The organism is Stenotrophomonas sp. Steno-Z4, from assembly GCF_056393145.1.
Map to the genome: position 1 here is coordinate 144,050 of NZ_JBWJPC010000002.1, position 15,808 is coordinate 159,857.

At 68.3% G+C, this 15,808-nt stretch carries 12 protein-coding genes; 8 read left to right on the forward strand and 4 right to left on the reverse strand.

Annotated features, from left to right (window positions below; all coding sequences use genetic code 11):
• Positions 1 to 85: 85 nt before the first annotated feature.
• The 3 genes from AC06E7_RS07100 (at position 86) to plsB (ending at position 4,683) form a co-directional block, all read left to right on the forward strand.
• Positions 86 to 907 carry a S1 family peptidase gene (locus AC06E7_RS07100; RefSeq protein ID WP_254622107.1) on the forward strand — a complete coding sequence of 274 codons (822 nt, stop codon included), beginning with the start codon at positions 86 to 88 and terminating at the stop codon, positions 905 to 907.
• A 114-nt stretch (positions 908 to 1,021) separates the two neighbouring features.
• Complete coding sequence (locus AC06E7_RS07105; protein ID WP_478063771.1) at positions 1,022 to 2,008, forward strand: hypothetical protein; 987 nt, start codon at positions 1,022 to 1,024, stop codon at positions 2,006 to 2,008.
• Positions 2,008 to 4,683 carry a glycerol-3-phosphate 1-O-acyltransferase PlsB gene (plsB, locus tag AC06E7_RS07110; protein WP_217537844.1) on the forward strand — a complete coding sequence of 892 codons (2,676 nt, stop codon included), beginning with the start codon at positions 2,008 to 2,010 and terminating at the stop codon, positions 4,681 to 4,683. The genes AC06E7_RS07105 and plsB overlap by 1 nt, the downstream gene beginning before the upstream one ends.
• 116 nt (positions 4,684 to 4,799) lie before the next feature.
• On the opposite strand, the gene AC06E7_RS07115 is transcribed toward plsB, so the two are convergent.
• Positions 4,800 to 5,003 carry a YdcH family protein gene (locus AC06E7_RS07115; RefSeq protein WP_068848155.1) on the reverse strand — a complete coding sequence of 68 codons (204 nt, stop codon included), beginning with the start codon at positions 5,001 to 5,003 and terminating at the stop codon, positions 4,800 to 4,802.
• A 96-nt stretch (positions 5,004 to 5,099) separates the two neighbouring features.
• Between AC06E7_RS07115 and ttcA the strand changes: the two genes are divergently transcribed.
• The 4 genes from ttcA (at position 5,100) to AC06E7_RS07135 (ending at position 8,522) form a co-directional block, all read left to right on the forward strand.
• Positions 5,100 to 5,972 carry a tRNA 2-thiocytidine(32) synthetase TtcA gene (gene ttcA / locus AC06E7_RS07120; RefSeq protein ID WP_184126307.1) on the forward strand — a complete coding sequence of 291 codons (873 nt, stop codon included), beginning with the start codon at positions 5,100 to 5,102 and terminating at the stop codon, positions 5,970 to 5,972.
• Positions 5,973 to 6,005: 33 nt separating this feature from the next.
• The gene (locus tag AC06E7_RS07125) at positions 6,006 to 6,911 is read left to right on the forward strand and encodes a recombination-associated protein RdgC (protein ID WP_068848158.1); all 906 of its coding nucleotides are present in this window, start codon (positions 6,006 to 6,008) and stop codon (positions 6,909 to 6,911) included.
• A gap of 78 nt (positions 6,912 to 6,989) precedes the next feature.
• Positions 6,990 to 7,769: a M48 family metallopeptidase gene (locus tag AC06E7_RS07130; RefSeq protein ID WP_068848160.1), complete on the forward strand. Its 780-nt coding sequence runs from the start codon at positions 6,990 to 6,992 to the stop codon at positions 7,767 to 7,769.
• 150 nt (positions 7,770 to 7,919) lie between these two features.
• Entirely contained in the window at positions 7,920 to 8,522 is a 603-nt protein-coding gene (locus tag AC06E7_RS07135) for a hypothetical protein (protein WP_478063774.1), read from the forward strand.
• Here AC06E7_RS07135 and AC06E7_RS07140 read toward each other — a convergent pair.
• Positions 8,441 to 9,319: a methylglyoxal synthase gene (locus AC06E7_RS07140; RefSeq protein WP_478063776.1), complete on the reverse strand. Its 879-nt coding sequence runs from the start codon at positions 9,317 to 9,319 to the stop codon at positions 8,441 to 8,443. The two genes, AC06E7_RS07135 and AC06E7_RS07140, sit on opposite strands and share 82 nt — an antisense overlap.
• A 135-nt stretch (positions 9,320 to 9,454) precedes the next feature.
• On the opposite strand from AC06E7_RS07140, the gene AC06E7_RS07145 reads away from it, so the two are divergent.
• Positions 9,455 to 9,727, forward strand: coding sequence for a hypothetical protein (locus AC06E7_RS07145; protein WP_095362439.1), 273 nt, complete (start codon positions 9,455 to 9,457; stop codon positions 9,725 to 9,727).
• 56 nt (positions 9,728 to 9,783) lie between these two features.
• On the opposite strand, the gene AC06E7_RS07150 is transcribed toward AC06E7_RS07145, so the two are convergent.
• Both AC06E7_RS07150 and gltB read right to left on the reverse strand, forming a co-directional pair.
• Positions 9,784 to 11,229, reverse strand: a complete 1,446-nt coding sequence (locus tag AC06E7_RS07150; protein ID WP_095362440.1) for an FAD-dependent oxidoreductase — start codon at positions 11,227 to 11,229, stop codon at positions 9,784 to 9,786.
• Between the two features lie 18 nt (positions 11,230 to 11,247).
• The gene (gene gltB, locus AC06E7_RS07155; RefSeq protein ID WP_478063778.1) at positions 11,248 to 15,702 is read right to left on the reverse strand and encodes a glutamate synthase large subunit; all 4,455 of its coding nucleotides are present in this window, start codon (positions 15,700 to 15,702) and stop codon (positions 11,248 to 11,250) included.
• Positions 15,703 to 15,808: the final 106 nt, after the last annotated feature.

Genomic DNA, 15,808 nt, shown 5'->3' on the forward strand with positions numbered 1-15,808 from the left:
CCCGTCTTCTTTGCCGTCGAATCGACCCGGCACATGCCCCTGCGCTGTGCCTGTCGTTTCCACTTTTCCGCAAAGGAGTTGCTGCATGCGTATCTGTTCCCGGCCGGCCTGGATGTTCGGCCTGATCCTTTCTGCTGTTTCGGTTCCCGCGCTGGCCCAGCCCGGGCCGGACACCGTGCCCCACATCATCGGCGGGGGCGACGCCGAACCCGGCCAGTACCCGTTCATGGCCAGCCTGCAGCGGCTGGGCCGCGGCGATTCGGACCACGCCCGGCACAACTGCGGTGCCACCTTGATCTCGCCCTCGTGGGTGCTCACCGCCGCGCACTGTGTTGACGGGCTGCCGCCGGCGCAGCTGGCGGTGCTGGTCGGGGAGACCACGCTGAAGACCACGCCGCGCCGCCGCGCCTCCAACGTCAAGGCCATCCACGTCCACCCGGCCTACGACGAAGGCAACCTGCTCAACGACGTGGCGCTGATCCAGCTCAAGCGGGCGGTGCCCAAGGCCGAGCCGGCCGAGCTGTTGCTGGGCCGGGACAGTGCCTACCTGCGGCCCGGGCGCGCCTTCACGGTGATCGGCTGGGGAGTGACCGACTTCCCCGGGGAGCAGGATCTGCCGACCACCCTGCAGACAGTGCAGACCCCGTTCGTGACCTTCGCCGCGTGCCAGCAGGCCTACCCGGACCTGCAGGCCGGCGCGGTGATCTGCGCCGGCGCCGAGGGCATCGACAGCTGCAGCGGCGACTCCGGCGGGCCGCTGCTGGTGCGCCGCAAGGGCGCCTGGACGGTGCTGGGCACGGTCAGCTGGGGCGAGGGCTGCGCGCTGCCGGATCGCCCTGGGGTGTACGCGCGGTTATCGCAGGGCTATGTGCGCGATTTCATCCAGGCCACCTGGATGCGTGACTGATATCCAATAGAAACAGAGGGTTGCGCCCATCCTGCCGGTCCGGCGGGCAGGATGGGTTGCCGCTGTGGGGGCGCAGGCCGCAAGATGCGGACCGGTCCGGGGAAGTCCGAATTCATGTCCATGCCGTTGATGACAGGGCGCTACCGACCCTGGGTGATGTCGCTGTCGCTGTGCGGGCTGCTGCTGGTGGGGGCGTGCAAGCGCGACACGATCGACCCGGATGCACCGGCCGCCGAGCCGGTGGCCGCGTTGCAGCAGATCGCCCGCCAGCTGGCCGACAACGACCTGGTGGGCTACGCCCGCGCCTCGGTGCCGCCGGCCCAGTACACCCGCCTGCAGGCGGCCTGGGACGAGGGTCACAGCCGCTGGCCGCTCACCGACCTGCCGCTGGATGGCCAGCTGCTGCCGATGCTGGCGGCGCTGTCCGCGCCGGACGCGCCCAAGCGCCTGCAGCGCTCGTTCGACACCCAGATTGCCGGCCAGGCCACCGGGGTGCGCCAGGCGGCCCATTCGATGGGGCTGTTCGGCGTGCAGTACCTGCGCAACCAGACCGACTACAGCGAGGCCGAGCGCGCCCACTACAGCCAGGTTGTGGATGTGCTGAGCCGCTGGGCGGCCGCCGCGCCGCTGACCGACAAGCAGCGCGCCAAGACCACCATCACCCTGTTGACCGCCACCGCACGCAATGCCGGGTTGTCCACCGACGCCGAGCTGCAGGCGGCCGGCATGGAAGGCAGCCTGCGCCGGCTGGGACCGTTCGCCAAGGCGCTGAAGACCGCGCTTGCCAGTTACGGGCTGTCGCTGGACGCGGCAATGAACGACCTGCGCGGCGAACTGGTGTCGCAGGAGGGCGACACCGCCGTGCTGCGGATCCAGTACCCGCTGGCCGGCGAACAGATCGAAGCCCAGGTGCGCATGACCCGCCGCGAGGGCCACTGGTACCTGGCGCGCACCCTGGAAGAGACCGACGCACTGCTCAAGGCGGCTGACGAAGCGAAGGCCGCCATGGCCGCGCAAGCTGAACATGACGCCCAGCTGGCCGCCGAAGCAGAGGCCGCCGCGCAGGTCAAGGACGGTGCTTCTGCACCGGCTAAGCCATAATGAAGCCGATGCCGAACCAGAATCCCCTGCCTTTCCCCGGCGAAGAGCCGCCCAAGACGCCGGACGTCCCGTCCGCGTCGCCCGACACCGTGCCCGGCGCGGACGCCCCGACCGCGGGCGCAACCGACCCGGCGGCGATCGTGCCCAGCCCGGTCAGCGCGGCAGCGCGCACCTCGTTCGGGCGCCGCCCGTGGTGGGCCCGCCTGCTGGGCCGCCTGGTCGAACCGTGGCTGTCGCTGAAGATCGAACCCGAACACCCCGGCCAGTACGACGACGGCCGCCCGGTGGTCTACGTGCTGGAAGACTACGGTCTGTCCAACGCGCTGATCCTGGACAAGGCCTGCCGTGAAGCCGGGCTGCCCTCGCCGCTGGTGCCCATTGCCGGCGACCCGACCGGGCGCAGGCGGGCCTATCTGGCGCTGTCGAGGCGGAGCAGCAGCAACTCGCTGATTCCCGAACAGCGCGGCGCCAAGACCCATTCCGATTCGCTGGCCAAGGTGCTGCAGGCCCACCGCGCCCGCGGCGAGCTGGACGTGAACCTGGTGCCGGTGTCGATCTTCGTCGGCCGCGCGCCGGACAAGCAGAGCGGTTGGTTCGCGGTGCTGTTCTCGGAAAACTGGGCGCTGGTGGGCCGCTTCCGCCGCCTGCTGGCGGTGCTGCTCAACGGCCGCAGCACCATCGTGCGGTTCGCCCCGCCGATCTCGCTGCGCGCCACCGTTGACGAAGGGCTGGACCCCGAGCGTACGGTGCGCAAGCTGCAGCGCGTGCTGCGCACCCACTTCCGCCGCATCCGCGAATCGGTGATCGGGCCCGACCTGTCCACCCGCCGCCTGCTGGTGGACAAGGTGCTGGAGGCCGACACGGTGCGCGAGGCGATCGCGTCGCAGGCCAAGCGCGACAACACCAAGCCGGCCGACGCCTGGAAGAAGGCGCACGCCTACGCCTGGGAAATCGCCGCGGACTACTCCAGCCCGGTGGTGCGCTCGGCCAGCTTCATGCTCAGCCATGTGTGGAACCGCATCTACGCCGGCGTGCTGGTGCACCACCTGGACAAGTTCAAGGCCGCCGCGCCGGGCCATGAAGTGGTGTACGTGCCCAGCCACCGCAGCCACATGGATTACCTGCTGCTGTCCTACCTGTTGTACGACCGCGGCATCGTGCCGCCGCACATCGTGGCGGGCATCAACCTGAACCTGCCGGTGGTGGGCACGCTGCTGCGCAAGGGCGGCGCGTTCTTCATCCGCCGCTCGATCCGCGGCAATGCGCTGTATTCGGCGGTGCTGAGCGAATACGTGGCGCAGCTGGTGGCCGGTGGCTATTCGATCGAATACTTCGTCGAAGGCGGCCGTTCGCGTACCGGGCGCCTGCTGCAGCCCAAGGGCGGCATGATCTCGATGACGCTGCGCGCGTTCCTGCGCCAGCCGCGCAAGCCGGTGCTGTTCCAGCCGGTGTACATCGGCTATGAAAAGCTGATGGAAGGCGGCAGCTACCTGGACGAGCTGTCCGGGCGGCCGAAGGAAAAGGAATCGATCTGGCAGCTGCTGTGGTCGATCCCCAAGGTGCTCAAGCAGAACTACGGCCAGGTGGTGGTGAACTTCGGCGAGCCGATCGCGCTCAATGACGTACTGGCCCGCCAGGCACCGGAGTGGGATGGCGCGCCGGTTGGCGAGGACGAGAAGCCGTCGTGGCTGTCGGGCACGGTGGACCACCTGGCCGAACGCATCCAGGTGCACATCAACGGCGCGGCCGACGTCAATCCGATCAACCTGCTGGCGCTGGCGCTGCTGTCCACGCCCAAGCATGCGATGGGCGAAGCCGACCTGATCGCGCAGATCGAGCTGTGCAAGACGCTGCTGGTGGAAATGCCGTATTCGGACCGGGTCACGGTCACGCCGCATTCGCCGGAGCGGATCATCGCGCACGCCGAGGAAATCAACGTGCTGACCCGGATCAAGCACCCGCTGGGCGATGTGCTCAGCGTCAGTGGCGATACCGCGGTGCTGCTCAGCTACTTCCGCAACAACGTCATCCACCTGTTCACCGCGTCGTCGTGGGTGGCGTGCTGCTTCCAGAACAACCGCCGCATGAGCCGCACCGGGCTGGTGCAGCTGGGCCGCACCGTGTACCCGTTCCTGCAGGCCGAGCTGTTCCTGCCGTGGACCGAAGACGAATTCGCCCAGCGCATCGAGCAGACCATCGCGGTGTTCGTGCGCGAGGGCCTGCTGCAGAACGTCAATGACGACGATGGCGGCATCCTGGCGCGCAACACCGGGCAGACGGACGAGGTGTTCCGCCTGCGTGCGATCGGCCATTCGCTGCAGCAGGCATTCGAGCGGTATTACATCGCCATTTCGGTGCTGGTGAAGAACGGTCCGGGCACGCTGGGCGCAGCCGAGCTGGAAAGCCTGTGCCAGCAGGCCGCGCAGCGCCTGAGCCTGCTCTACGCCCCGGCCGCGCCGGAGTTCTTCGACCGCACCCTGTTCCGTGGCTTCATCCAGAAGCTGCGCGAGCTGCGCCTGGTGTGGCCGGACGAGAACAGCAAGCTGCTGTTCGACGAACGCCTGGACATGTGGGCCAAGGACGCCAAGTTCATTCTGGGCCGCGAGCTGCGCCACACCATCGAGCGGGTGAGCCCCGAAGCCGCGAAGCCAGAGGAACCGGTGGCCGCGGATTGACGGCGGCGGCGATCATTTCTGGTCGCCGCATTTCCCTCAGACACGCATGGCGTGTCCCTACGCGCATCGTCGTAGCGACACGCCGTGCGTGTCCCACGTAACGCCCGCTCTTGCGGCTACGCCGGCTCGTCCGGAATCAACATGTCTTCCAGCTTCGCAATGCGGTCCTTGAGCTGGAGCTTGCGGCGCTTCAGGCGCTTGAACTCCAGCTCATCCTCGCCATTGGCGGCCATGCGCTGGATCTTGTCATCCAGGTCACGATGCTCCTGCCGGAGGTTGGCAAGCAGGTCGGTGATCTGTTCGGGCGTCAGGGTATCCACAGTCGTCGAGCATACACATCCGGCATGACGCCCGGGAGTGAACGCAGTCACTTCCCCACACCGATGGCAACCAGTGCGAGCCGGTAGAATGACCGGATGCCTGCCGTGCTGCCCCTGCCCGATCCGCTCCCCCGCGCCCCGCGCACGGACGCGGCCGCGCAGGACAGACTGGCGCGCAGGCTGCGCCGCCAGGTGGGCCAGGCGATCGCCGACTTCGGCATGATCGAGGACGGCGACCGCATCATGGTCTGCCTGTCCGGTGGCAAGGACAGCTACACCCTGCTGGACGTGCTGCTGCAGCTGCAGAAAAAGGCCCCGGTGGCCTTCGAACTGGTGGCGGTGAACCTGGACCAGAAACAGCCGGGCTTCCCCGGACACGTGCTGCCGGAGTACCTGGCCTCGATCGGCGTGGCTTACCAGATCATCGAACAGGACACCTATTCGGTGGTGAGCCGGGTAATTCCCGAAGGCCGCACGATGTGCTCGCTGTGCTCGCGGCTGCGTCGCGGCGCGCTGTACCGGCATGCGGCGGAAAATGGCTTCAGCAAGATCGCACTCGGCCACCACCGCGACGACAGCGTGGCCACGTTCTTCCTCAACCTGTTCCACCACGCCAAGCTCTCCGCGATGCCGCCCAAGCTGCGCAGCGACGATGGCCAGCACGTGGTGATCCGCCCGCTGGCCTATGTCAGCGAGCGCGACATCGCACAGCATGCGCAGGCGCGCGGCTTCCCGATCATTCCGTGCACGCTGTGCGGCAGCCAGGACAACCTGCAGCGCCGCCAGGTGGCGCAGATGCTGCAGCAGTGGGAGGATCAACACCCCGGGCGGATCGACCAGATCGCGCGTGCGCTGGGCAACATCCACCCGTCGCAGCTGGCCGACCCGGCCCTGTTCGATTTCATGGCGCTGGGCCGCACCGCGGTCGCGCCCAGCCCGCCGTCGGCCTGGACCGACGGCACCCCCTGACCTTCCCTTTCACGCCTTCCTATCCGGATTTCCATGTTCTTTCGCAACCTGACGCTGTTCCGCTTCCCGACCGCCACTGATTTCTCTGAAGTCGATACCCTGCTGCCGCAGGTGCTGCTCAAGCCGGTAGGCCCGCTTGAAATGAGTTCACGCGGTTTCATTTCCCCGTTCGGTCGTGAGGAAAAGGCCGTGTTCTCGCACCGCGTCGGCGACGCGCTGTGGCTGACCGTGGGCGGTGAGGACAAGATCCTGCCGGGCGCGGTGGTCAACGACCTGCTGGCCCGCAAGCTGGAAGAGATCGAAGAGAAGGAGGGGCGCAAGCCCGGCGGGCGCGAGCGCAAGCGCCTGAAGGACGACCTGCTGCATGAGCTGATGCCGCGTGCCTTCGTGAAGAGCTCGCGCACTGACGCGCTGATCGACCTGACCCACGGCTACGTGGCGGTGGACTGCTCGAGCAGCAAGAAAGGCGAGAACATGATGTCCGACATCCGTGGCCTGCTCGGCAGCTTCCCGGCCATGCCGCTGAACGCGGAAGTGGCGCCGCGCTCGATCCTGACTGGCTGGATCGCCGGTGAGCCGCTCCCCACCGGGCTGAGCCTGGGCGAAGAGTGCGAGATGAAGGACCCGGCCGAGGGCGGCGCGGTGGTCAAATGCCAGCACCAGGAGCTGCGCTGCGACGAGATCGACAAGCACCTGGACGCCGGCAAGCAGGTGACCAAGCTGGCCCTGGTGTTCGAGGACAACCTGTCCTTCGTGCTGGGCGACGACCTGATCGTGCGCAAGCTGAAGTTCCTGGACGGCGCCCTGGACCAGCTCGAGCACGCCGACGAAGACGGCCGCCGCGCCGAGCTGGATGCCCGTTTCGCCCTGCAGAGCGGCGAAGTACGCCGCCTGTTCCTGCTGCTGGAAGAGGCCTTCAAGCTGAGCAAAGCCGACTGAGGCACCGGGCGGGGTCCTGCCCCGCCCCTTTACACCCCGCAGTCATATCCCGCGCACCACGGGCGTTATGCTGTACCCATGCCCGGATTCCTCCGCCGCCTGATCTCCCCGGCCGTTGCCCCCACCCTGCAGCGCGACACCGTGCGCCTGCGCCTGGAGGATGCCGAGATCGACGTGCTGCGCGTGCGCGATCCGCGTGCCCGCCGGATCAAGCTCAGCGTGGATGAGCGTGGCGTGCGGCTGACCCTGCCGCCGCGCGCCAGCCTGGTGATGGGCGAACGTTTCCTCGAACAGCACCGCGGTTGGTTGTCCACGCAGCTGCGCAGTTACCAGGCGCAGAACCTGCCCCCGCCGCTGGTGATCGGCGAACCCGGCGTGCTGCCGCTGCGTGGCGAACTGCTGCCATTGCGGTGGGATACCGGGCGCTACGCGCACCTGGAGCTGGACGGCACCGGCGTGTGCATGCACCTGCCGGCCCGCGGTACCGATGCCACGGTGAAGCGCGCGCTGCGCGAGTTCTACGAAGCGCAGACCCGCGCCGATGTCGGCCAGTGGCTGCCGCGCTACCTGCCCAGCCTGCCGCGCGCACCAGCGCGCCTGCGGCTGAAGGTGATGTCCTCGCAATGGGGCTCGCTGGCCCCCGATGGCAGCATGGCGTTGGACCTGGCGCTGGTGCTGGGGCGGCCGTCGGCGTTCGAGTACGTGCTGGTGCATGAGCTCTGCCATCTGATCCAGGCCAATCATTCGCCTGCGTTCTGGGACGAAGTGGAACAGCGCTTCCCGGCGTGGCGTGAGGAACGGGATTACTTCCAACTGGAAGGGCGGCGGCTCAAGGCGATGCTGCGGCAGCTGCTTTAATCACGCTTTCGGTGGGGTTGCCACGCACGGCGTGGCACTACGCATACGGTGGCGGAACCGCGCCGGGCGTGCCCAGATTCGACCTTGTTGCATGGGATCGCTGCGTGAGGCGCGCGAATCTGGCGGCTTCTGCCGCCACCCGGATTGCCCATGTCGACGATGGCCTCGGTTGCCTTCGATGTGCTCACCAATGTGCTGGCTGCCGCCGTGCTGGGCACGGCGGCGATGCTGCGTGCGCGCGTACCGGATGTGTCCGGAGTGTGGACGCTGACCCGTTACGGCCAGGGACCTGAGCGCCACGCCGAGGCCGTGTACCTGGTGATGCTGTCGCAGAACGGGGTGCGCGTGGAAGGCGTGGCCGAGTGCGTGCAGTGCCGCGTTGGAAACGGACCGTTACGGTTGCTGCCCGGCCGCGAACGGCCACGGGTGGAAGTCAGTGGTGGCCTGTACGGCAGCGTGTTCCATCGCAAGCGCTTCCGCCTGCTGTTCCGCGAAAGCGCGCGGCGCCAGGGCAGCATCGCCACCCACGGCATGGACCGCCGTGAAAGCGACGACCACTGGCGCGGCAGCTACATCCTCAGTGCCGGCGGCCGCAGTGGCCCCAGTGAGTGGCGACGGGGGCAGGGCGCGCATGATTTCGCCCTGGCCAGCGATGCATACCCACCCCGTGATCAGGGCGATGCGCGTGCGCGCAGTGTGGCCGCCTGCGCCCAGCGTGCGGCCACGCGCGGGGCGGTGATGCACACCGCCTGATCGGTCACGGTGGTGACCGCGCGCTCCAGCAGCTGGATGTCGGCTTCGTGCTGGCGCGCCACGTGCGGGTCTTCGAAGAAAATCGCGCGCTGGCAGCGGCCTTCCAGCACCTGGTCGGCGATCTGCGCGTCGCCGCCCATCGGGCCGCTCTGGTAGCGGGTCACCCACTCCTGGTCCCTGGCCCAGCCCCGGCTCCAGGCCAGTTCATTCAGGCGCTGGCCGGTGGTACCGGTGCCCACGCGGCTGCGGAAGCGCGAGAGCAGCGCGAAGTGTTCGTCGGCGAAGGCCAGCATGGCCGGCTTCATCGCATCGTGCGCGATCAGCGCCAGCGTGTGCTGCTCGAATGCATGCAGGTCATCGGCGCCGGGATCGGCGGCCAGGCCGGCGTGCACGCGTTCCACTTCGATCCAGTCGCGCGCGGTGGCCACGGTGGAGATGAAGGGCTTGCCGTGGATCACGCACTGGCGCTTGAGGGCGGTGGCTTCGGGGAACACCGAGGACGGGTCGACCGGATCCATCAGGTAGATCGCCCCATCCAGCGTCCGCTCGGGCGTGCCCATGCCCACCACCTCGGCGACCAGCTTCATCAGGCCGCCCTCGCGGCCGTTCGGGTAGCGGCGCAGGGTGGCGAAATCGGGCAGGAAGCCCAGCCGCTGGATGGCATCGAAGGTGCGGCCGACCGCGTGCAGCTCCACGCCCAGCTCGCGCAGCCCCGTGTCGCTGGCGCGCAGCCAGCGGAACAGGGCGGCGTGCTTGTCGTGGTGGTGCAGCCGATTGGCAGCCAGGCCGATGCGCATGGGAATCATCCGGGAGAGTGGGGCATCCGCGACATTACCAGCCCTTCACGACAATTCGTAAAAGTTGCATAGCCGTCTACCGGGGCCATAACCGACATTGACCGCCATCAGCCGGTCAATCAGGACAGTCCCCCCATGCCTCTCTCCGCTCCCCGCAACGCGCCGTCGGTGCAGACGCTGGCCCACGATCGCGGCGCCCGCATCCGCGCGCTGGGGCGCCTGCTGCGCCATGCGGCCCACGGCGATGCCGACGTCCTGCTGGTCGGGCTGGCGCGCATGCTGGATGCGCATATCGAGTGCGACCACGCCGACGATGCGGGCAATGCCCGCATCCGCGACCAGCTGGATGAGATCCAGCTGTTGTTGGCCTTGGAAATCGAGCGCGCCGGGGTCCGGGCCGCCGCTTGAATCCGGCACTGCGTGGGCCGGCCAACGGCCGGCGCCAGTGTGCCTGGTGACCGCTGTCAGGCGGTGATCAGCGCCACGATTGCCGCCGCCGCATCGCGGCCTTCGGCCACGGCGGTCACCACCAGGTCCGCACCGCGCACCGCGTCGCCACCGGCGAACAGGCGCGGGTGGGCGGTCTGGAACGGCAGCCGGCCCTGGCCGCCGGCCAGGATGCGGCCGTTGTTGCCCGCCTCCACGCCCTGCGCGGTGAGCCATGCCGGCGCGGTCGGCGAGAAGCCGAACGCGATGATCACCACGTCCGCTTCCAGCAGCGATTCGCTGCCCTCGATCGGCACCGCGTTGCGCCGGCCCTGTGCATCGGGCTCGCCCAGGTGGGTTTCCACCACGGTGACGCCGATCGCTTCGTCATCGGCACCGGCCTCGATCGACAGCGGCTGGCGGTTGAACAGGAAGCGCACGCCTTCTTCGCGGGCGTTGGCCACTTCGCGCGCCGAGCCCGGCATGCTGGCTTCATCGCGGCGGTACGCGCAGGTTACCCGGGCCGCACCCAGCCGCACCGCGCTGCGCACGCAGTCCATGCCGGTATCGCCGCCGCCCAGCACCACCACGCGCTTGCCCTCCAGGTCGGGCAGGGCAAGCGTGTCTTCCCAGCCGGCAATCGGCCGGCCGTGGGCATCGCTGCCGCTGACGATTCGGCTGTTCTGCACCAGGAACGGCAGCGCCGGCAGCACGTTCTTCAGGTCCTGCCCGGGCAGCCCGCCATCGGTATAGCGGTAGGCACCGGTGCCGACGAACACCGCGTCGTAGTCGGCCAGCAGCGTTTCCAGGGTCACGTCGCGGCCGATCTCCACGCCCAGCCGGAACTGCACGCCCATGCCTTCCAGCACGTTGCGGCGGCGGCTGATCACCGACTTGTCCAGCTTGAAGCTGGGAATGCCGAACTGCAGCAGTCCCCCGATCTGTTCGTAGCGGTCGTACACCACCGCCTGCACGCCGGCATGCGCCAGGCGGTCGGCACAGGCCAGGCCGGCCGGGCCGGCGCCGATCACCGCTACGCGCTTGCCGGTGCTTTCCACCGCCGCCATGTCTGGCCGCCAGCCGGTGGCCAGCGCGGTATCGACGATGTATTTCTCCACCGCGCCGATGGTGACCGCGCCGAATTCCTCCAGCGTGCAGCTGCCTTCGCACAGGCGGTCCTGCGGGCACACCCGGCCGCACACTTCCGGCAGCGGGTTGGTGGAATGGCACAGCGTGGCCGCTTCGTGGATGCGATTTTCCTGAACCAGCTGCAACCACTGCGGAATGGCGTTGTGTACCGGGCACTTCCAGCTGCAGTAGGGGTTGCCGCAGTCCAGGCAGCGACCGGCCTGGTACTGGGCATCTTCCTTGCCGAACTTTCCGTACAGCTCACCCCAGTCGCCGGAGGTGCGCAGTTCCACCGGAATGCGCTGCGGCATGGTCCGGGGCAGGTCGAGGAACTGGAAGGCGTGCTTGCGGCTCATGTATGGGAATCCAGGAAATCAGGCGGCGCGGCGCAGCGATTCGGTCAGCGATTCAATGCTGGCGGCCTTGGGTTTGACCAGCCAGAACTTGCCCACGTAATCGCGGAATTCGTCCAGGATCTGCTGGGCCCAGATGCTGCCGGTGAGCTCGCGGTGGCGGCTGATCAGCGTGTGCAGGTGCTGGCGGTGGTTCTCGAAGCCTTCGGCCGAAATGCGGTGGATGTCGATCAGTTCGTGGTTGTAGCGGTCCACGAAGTCGCGGTCGATATCCAGCACGTAGGCCAACCCGCCGGTGAAGCCGGCACCGAAGTTCAGGCCCACCTTGCCCAGCACCAGCACGATGCCGTCGGTCATGTACTCGCAGCAGTGGTCGCCGGCGCCTTCGATGACCGCCAGCGCGCCGGAGTTGCGCACGCCGAAGCGTTCGCCCGCGCGGCCGGCGGCGAACAGCTCACCGCCAGTGGCGCCGTACAGGCAGGTGTTGCCGATGATGGCTGTGTTGCGCGCTTCGAAGCGTGCGCCGCGCGGCGGGCGTACCACCAGGCGGCCACCGGCCATGCCCTTGCCCACGTAATCGTTGGCTTCGCCTTCCACTTCCAGCTGCAGGCCGCCCACGTTGAACGCGCCGAAGCTCTGCCCGGCGGTGCCACGGAAGCGCAGGGTCAGCGGCGCATCGCTCATGCCCTGGTTGCCATGCGCGCGCGCGATGGCGCCCGACAGGCGGGTGCCGATGGAGCGGTCGGTGTTGTGGATCAGGAAGCGGTGTTCGCCGCCCAGCTTGCCGGCAATGGCCGGGGCCAGCAGGCCATCCATCTGCGTGGCCAGGCTGTCCGGCGATTCGTACAGGCGCTGCGCGGCGCAGTGGCTGCCGCCGTACTGGGCCGGGTTGAGCAGGCGCGACAGATCCACCTTGACGCCCGGGCGCGGGGCCACGTCCAGCTGCTGCAGGAGGTCGGTGCGGCCCACGATCTCGTCCAGCGAGCGCACGCCCAGGTAGGACAGCCAGCCGCGCACTTCCTCGGCCAGCAGCCGGAAGAAGTTCTCCACGCGCTCGGGCAGGCCGGTGAAATACTGCGCGCGCAGGCGCTCGTCCTGGGTGGCCACGCCGGTGGCGCAGTTGTTGAGGTGGCAGATACGCAGGTACTTGCAGCCCAGCACGATCATCGGCGCGGTGCCGAAGCCGAAGCTGTCCGCGCCCAGCAGCGCGGCCTTGATCACGTCCAGGCCGGTCTTCAGGCCTCCATCGGTCTGCAGCAGGGTGCGCCCGCGCAGGTCATTGGCCACCAGCGCCTGGTGCGATTCGGCCACGCCCAGTTCCCACGGCACGCCGGCGTAGCGGATCGAGCTGACCGGGCTGGCACCGGTGCCGCCATCATGGCCGGATACGGTGATCAGGTCCGCACCGGCCTTGACCACGCCGGCGGCGATGGTGCCCACGCCGGCATGCGACACCAGCTTCACCGACACCAGTGCATCGGGGTTGACCTGCTTGAGGTCGTAGATGAGCTGGGCCAGGTCTTCGATCGAATAGATGTCGTGGTGCGGCGGCGGCGAGATCAGGCCGATGCCCGGCTTGGCATAACGCAGCCGCGCGATCAGTTCGTTGACCTTGTGCCCGGGCAGCTGCCCGCCTTCGCCGGGCTTGGCGCCCTGGGCCACCTTGATCTGCAGTACTTCGGCATTTACCAGGTATTCGGCGGTGACGCCGAAGCGGCCCGAGGCCACCTGCTTGATCTTGCTGCGCTTGTTGGTGCCATAGCGTACCGGGTCTTCGCCACCCTCACCGGAATTGCTGCGCCCACCCAGCCGGTTCATGGCGATGGCCAGCGCTTCATGCGCTTCGGGCGACAACGCGCCCAGGCTGATCGCGGCGGTGTCGAAGCGGCGGAACAGGTCTTCGGCCGGCGCCACTCCGTCCAGCGGGGTCGGCGTGGGGGCCGCCTTGAGCTGCAGCAGGTCGCGCAGCGCCGACACCGGCCGGCCATGCACCGCCTCGCAGTAGCGCTGCCAGTCGGCGGCGTCCCCGCTGCGCGCGGCGCGCTGCAGGGTCATGACCACGTCCGGGTTGTACATGTGGTATTCGCCACCGTGCACGTACTTGAGCACGCCGCCCACCTCCGGGCGCAGCAGGTCGTTCCAGGCGCGCACGGTAAGCTCGCGCGCCTCATCGTCCAGCCGCGCGAAGCCTACGCCGGCCACGCGCGAGGGCGTTTCGGGGAAGCACAGGTCGACCACTTCGTCGTCCAGGCCGACGATCTCGAACAGCTGCGCGCCGCGGTAACTGGCCACGGTACAGATGCCCATTTTGGAGATGATCTTGGACAGGCCCTTGTAGATGCCCTTGCGGTAGCTGCGGCCGATCTGCGACTGCTCGCCGCCCTTCTTCAGCTGCAGGATGCCGCGCCGGCCCAAATCGAACAGGGTCTGGTAGGCCAGGTACGGGTACACCGCGGTGGCGCCGAAACCGAGCAGGCAGGCCATGTGGTGCGGGTCGCGCGCGGTGCCGGTTTCCAGGATCAGGTTGACGTCGCAGCGCAGCCCGGCGTTGGACAGGTGGTGGTGCACCGCACTGGTGGCCAGCAGCGCATGCACCATCGGCCGGTCGGCCACCGGGTAGCGGTCGCTGAGCAGCAGCATGACGATGCCTTCGCGCGCGGCCGCTTCGGCTTCGGCGCAGATGCGCTCGATGCCGGCCTTCAGCCCTTCGTCCAGGCTGTAGGAGAGGTCGATGAGCCGGTTGCGGTCCACGTACTGCGGCATCTTGATCAGCTGGCGCAGCTTGCGCTGGCTGAGCACCGGCGAATTGAGGATGACGTGGTTCACCGTCTCCGCGCCGGCATGGAAGATGTTGGTCTCCTTGCCGAGCTGGGTGGTGAGCGACATCACGCAGTCTTCCCGCAACGGATCGATCGGCGGGTTGGTGACCTGTGCGAAGGCCTGGCGGAAATAGTCGTACAGCGGCCGGCTCTGCTGGCTGAGCACGGCCATCGGGGTGTCATCGCCCATCGACCCGGTGGCTTCCTGCTCGGTCTCGGCCAGCGGGCGCAGGATCTGCTCCACTTCCTCGGTGCTGAGCTGGAACAGCTTGTGGTAACTGCGCAGGGTGCGTTCGTCGAACGGCTCTTCCACCAGCGACGGGTCGATCAGCTCGGTCTGCAGGTAGGTCACGCCCTGCTGCAGCCATTGCTTGTACGGCGCGCGGCCACGGTTGATGCGGTCGATGGCATCCGAATCCAGCAGGTCGCCGCGCTTGAGGTCGATGGCCATCATCTCGCCCGGGCCCAGCTTGCCCTTGCGCACCACGCGTTCGGCCGGTACTTCCCACACGCCCGCTTCGGACGCCACCAGGAAGTGGCGGTCGGAGGTGAGCATCCAGCGCGCCGGGCGCAGCCCGTTGCGGTCCAACGTGCAGGCGGCATAGCGGCCATCGCAGGCGACGATGCCGGCCGGGCCGTCCCACGGTTCGCTGTTGAGGCCGTAGAACTCGTAGAACGCGGCCAGGTCGGCGTCCTTGAACTCCAGCGACTGGGTCGCCGGTGGCACCAGGATGCGCAGCGCCTGGATCAGTTCCATGCCGGCGCTGACCATCAGCTCCAGCATGTTGTCCAGGCTCTGCGAATCCGAGCCGTGCATGGAGATCACCGGATCGAACTCGCCGATGTCGAAGCGCGGGGTCTTCCACACCTTGCTGCGCGCCTGCGCCCAGCGCCGGTTGCCTTCGATGGTGTTGATCTCGCCGTTATGGGCGAGCATGCGGAACGGGTGCGCCAGCGGCCAGCGCGGCAGCGTGTTGGTGGAAAAACGCTGGTGGAACACGATGGCGCTGGAGGCCAGGTCGTTGCGCTGCAGGTCCGGGTAGAACCGGCTCAGCTTGTCCGGCAGCACCATGCCCTTGTAGCTGATCGCGTTGGGGCTGAGCGTGGTGACGTAATAATCGGCGTGTTCGCGCAGCCGCTGTTCGCTGCGGCGGCGGGCCAGGAACAGCGCCAGGGTGAAGGCGGCTTCGTCCTGGCCATGGCCGGCATCGACGAATACCTGTTCGATGTGGGGCAGGGTATCGCGGGCCAGCTGGCCGCACACGCTGGGATCGGTCGGCACCACGCGCCAGCCAAGCGGCTGGCAGCCGGCGTCGCGCAGTTGCTGTTCGAGGGTGTCGCGGCAGGCCTGGGCGGCGGCATCGTCGTGCGGCAGGAACACCACGCCGGCCGCATGCAGTTTGCCGAGGGTGATGCCGGCTTCGGCGGCCAGTGCCTGCAGGAACGCTTCGGGGCGGCGCAGCAACAGGCCGCAGCCGTCACCGGTGACACCGTCGGCGGCAACACCGCCGCGGTGGGTCATGCGCGACAGCGCCGCAATCGCGGTGTCGACCAGCAGCCGTGACGGCTGGTCATCCAGTTGCGCCACCATGCCGAAACCACAGGCATCGCGTTCGTCTTGTGGGTCGTAAAGCCCTTGGCGGTTGCGGGGGGCCATCTCTGCCTCAATGTCGGGTGAGCGGCGACACTCGTCCCCGCTCAATCCGTTGAGCGCATCTGGAGGCACCGGATGCTTCGACTAGATCACAGTTGCTGCAACGCCG